At 64.6% G+C, this 3,598-nt stretch carries 3 protein-coding genes; all 3 read right to left on the minus strand.

The genetic code is table 11. The features are described from left to right. The coding region (locus ACFFIA_RS17355) for a group II intron reverse transcriptase/maturase (RefSeq protein ID WP_377252162.1) at positions 1 to 932 on the minus strand (932 nt) is incomplete at its 3' end. A 120-nt stretch (positions 933 to 1,052) separates the two neighbouring features. Continuing rightward, the gene (gene ltrA / locus ACFFIA_RS17360) at positions 1,053 to 2,741 is read right to left on the minus strand and encodes a group II intron reverse transcriptase/maturase (RefSeq protein WP_377252164.1); all 1,689 of its coding nucleotides are present in this window, start codon (positions 2,739 to 2,741) and stop codon (positions 1,053 to 1,055) included. 662 nt (positions 2,742 to 3,403) lie between these two features. Next, positions 3,404 to 3,598: hypothetical protein (locus tag ACFFIA_RS17365; protein WP_377252166.1), on the minus strand; the 195-nt coding region annotated here is incomplete at its 5' end.

Below are 3,598 nucleotides of genomic sequence, written 5' to 3' on the forward strand. Positions count from 1 at the left end.
TTCTGCCCGCAGATCTCACACGTGTCTTTGCGGAGCCGTCCGATGAGCTCCTTGCACGCACGAGTGACCCGGATCGGTGGTCGGTCGATAAGGTCCGCCACCTTCTGCCGTTTGAGTGGTATACCGCCGAACCGTGCGACCAGTGTTTTCCTGCCGGCGCGTTCGACGACGGCCTCGAAGCAGGTCCGTTTCCCGTGCGGTGTCTCGATTTTGGCTTTGTACCTGGCCGCCATTTTCGACACCGTGGAGCGGTGCTTCGCCGCCAGCGTTTTCAGCATCGAGGTTTCCATGACCCACTTCAAACGTGTGAGTCGGTGAACGTCCCCGGCCAGCAGGTAGTACTGGACGATGCCCCGATATTCCGCCCCGTAGGTCGCGACGATGGTGTAGTCGTCTTCCTGGACCAGCCGGTTACGGTGCGCGGGTTGGCCGCGCTTAAGGTATGGGACGCATTTTTCCTTGATCACCGATAGCGGCACACGCAGCCACACTGTGCCGTTGGCCCAGCGTCGACCACGGATAAGATGCCGGTTGTTGTGCTGAACGGTGACCTCGTAGCCGAGGAACCGCGCCGCCTGGGTGCGGGCGTGCGTGACCAGAGTTTTGTCCTGGGACAGTTCCAGAGCGAGATCGTCGCGTAGGAACTGGGCCAGGCGTTGCTTGATCTGTTCGGCTTCGGACTTGGGTCCGGCGAACCCGAGCAGGATGTCATCGGCGTAGCGGATGTACCGCAGCCGCCGATAGCCAGGATCGTTAGGATCCTTGCTGGGCAACGAGCGTTGCTGCTTACGCAGTATCCGCACCGCGGCACGCTCACCACGAGCGCGAGCCCGCCTGATATGCCCGGTCACGCTTTGGTGAGCCGGGTTCTCTGCCCGACGTTCTCCTCGGGTGTACTCCGGGATGAGCACCGTCTCGACGAACGTGTCCAACCGGTGCAGGTAGATGTTGGACAGGATCGGGGATGCCAGTCAGGTAGCCCCGGCGCATTGCTGCGCCGGGGCCCCTTCAGAACCGGACTTGATCGTTTCCGATCATCCGGCTCAAGCAGGTCACGCGGGCGTTGCGGTCAGAAGTGCTGGTGCCGTCGAGCTGCCGTTGCGGCCTCGGCAGGCGGTGTGGATGAGGCGTTGATCGTCCGCGCTTGCGCCGGTGATGTTGTCCTTGCGGACAAGCCATCGCACGGCCCGTAGCCACAGTTCCCATTCGTGTGGGGATTGCGGTTCGCGGTCGGCGTGCAGCAGCAGCGTGCCGCAGCGCGGGCATCGTCCCCGCTGCGCCTTGAGTTGGGCGAGCAGGAGCACGCTGAGCGGTCCGTTGTGCTGCCTGCCGCGACGGTCGGCCCAGTAGCGGGCGAGGGTGGGATCGTCTGGCGATGCCCACCCAGCGACCATCGGGTGTCGGACGATCTTCGTCCAGGCGAACTTGGGTAGGTAAGCGCCGCTGTCGTGGTCGCCGAAGATCCACCGGTCGTTGCGGGAGGGGTTGAACCGACCGAAGTAGCGGTCCATCCTCCACCACCTGGACTTGTTGGGATGTGTTCGCTTGACCCATTTGTAGAGCAGCTTCCACATGTAGTCGTCCAGCGCGGAGAACACCTCGCTGGAGACCTGGGTCCGGTAGTAGGCGGCCCACCCGCGGATGATCGGGGTGAGCTTGCGCATCACCGCCGCCGAGTTGCCGCCCAACAGAGCGCGCATCTCGGTGCGCAGCCTCAACCGGATGCGCCTCACGGCGTCCTTGCTGGGTTTGATCAGCGGTAGCTTGCCGTGGTAGCGGCGGATGTTGAACCCGAGGAAGTCGCACCCCTGGCTGACGTGCGCGATCCGGGTCTTTTCCTCGTTGAACACCAGTCCACGAGGTTGCAGCCACTCGGCCAGCTTCTGTTTGACCTTTTCCGCATGCTCTCGGCTGTGGCAGAAGGCCAGCAGATCGTCGGCATAGCGGACCAGCACCGGGGCGTCGGGCGCGGTTTCGATACCGCCTCGACTGCGTCTGAAGTAGCGGACCCCGGCCGCCGTTTCCATCCCGTGCAGCACGATGTTCAGCATCAACGGACTGATCACGCCCCCTTGCGGGGCACCCTGCTCCGTCGGCGCGTACCGACCGTGGGCGACCACGCCCGCCTTCAACCAGGCCCGGATCATCCCCCGGCCGGGGAACGACCCGATCAGGCCGAGGGCGTAGTCGTGATCGATGTTGTCGAACGCTCCTTGGAGGTCGGCGTCGAGAATCCACTGCCGTTTCGGGTTCTTGCCCTTCACGACCTGGTAGATCGCCTCGATCGCATCATGGCATCCCCGGCCCGGCCGAAACCCGTAGCTCTTGGGTTCGAACCGAGCCTCCCACTCTGGCTCCAGCGCGTTACGCACCCGAGCCTGCTGGGCACGATCGAAGATCACGGGTATGCCAAGTCCGCGCAGCTTTCCATTCGCCTTCGGGATAAACACCCGTCTCACCGGCCTGGCTCGTCGCGGTGACCGATGGATATCGGCCACCAGACGTTCCTTGTCCACCGACGTCAACGCGAGCTGACCGTCGACGCCAGCAGTGAGACGACCAGCGTTGCGCTCGGTCACCTGCCGCACGCTGATCAGCGTGTTGGACCGGGACCGGAGCATCAACTTCTGCAAGCTGCGTGCCTTCTTCAGGTCGCCGGCCCGCGTCGCCGCGAAGATCCGCTGCCGTAACCGCCGTACGTGGTCCTCAGCGGCACGCCAATCGACAGCGTCCCACTCCACACCAGCGTCCTTGGGTCCGTTCACCCCAACCCCGCCCACGGGCGGCGTTCCAGTGTCCAACTTGCCCCCAGGTTCCAACGGCTCGTCATGTTGTCTTCGCAGACCCACCCGGTCCACGTCAGCCCTCTTTCGAGGCGGGCCACCAGGGCCCGTATCCGGCCGGTTATATGACACGACCGCTGGAGCGGCGGTCGTGGTGTGCCGCTTTCCCGTCGCCTTTCGACGCACCGGCATTCGCTTCTTGGACCGTCCTGCGCCCGCCGAGGAGTTCCGCCTCCCTCACGGTCGGCCTACCAGCCACCACCGGCGGCTGGACCTCGACGGGGTTGCCACGTTGCGCACGCATGAGACCCGATCGGGGTGGGCGCCTTCTTGACCCCGGGGCGATGGTGTCCACCCGGCAGGAAAGGAATATCCCCACCAGCATCCGCCGCTTCCCAGCGGCCAGCCCTGAACCCCCACCACAACAGTCCATCCGCGGGGGATCCGCAGTCACGAGGCATCAACGAAGGTTCACCCTATTCGCCCGTCCGATCTTCCTCTCGCCCGTAACCCCCGAGATGGCGCGGAGGTCCTTCGGCTTTCCCTTGGGCTTCGCACCCCGCCGTTACCAGCGACGCACGCCAAGGCGAGGACAGGCCATCATGGACACTGACCCGAGATCACGTGCCCGGCATAAGCCGAACCTCCAACCGCCGCGATCCACTCACAACGTGCACCTTCCGTGTCGCACCGCCACCCTGCGGTGCCCCGCTGAGCGTGGCGTGGTAGACCCAGTCCTCCAAGTATCCGGCTTGCAACATGTGACACAGCAGCCGCAGGAACCGGTTGTCGTGGACCTTCTCCGCCAGCGTCGA

The sequence above is a fragment of the Phytohabitans kaempferiae genome (assembly GCF_042433955.1).
GTDB lineage: Bacteria > Actinomycetota > Actinomycetes > Mycobacteriales > Micromonosporaceae > Phytohabitans > Phytohabitans kaempferiae.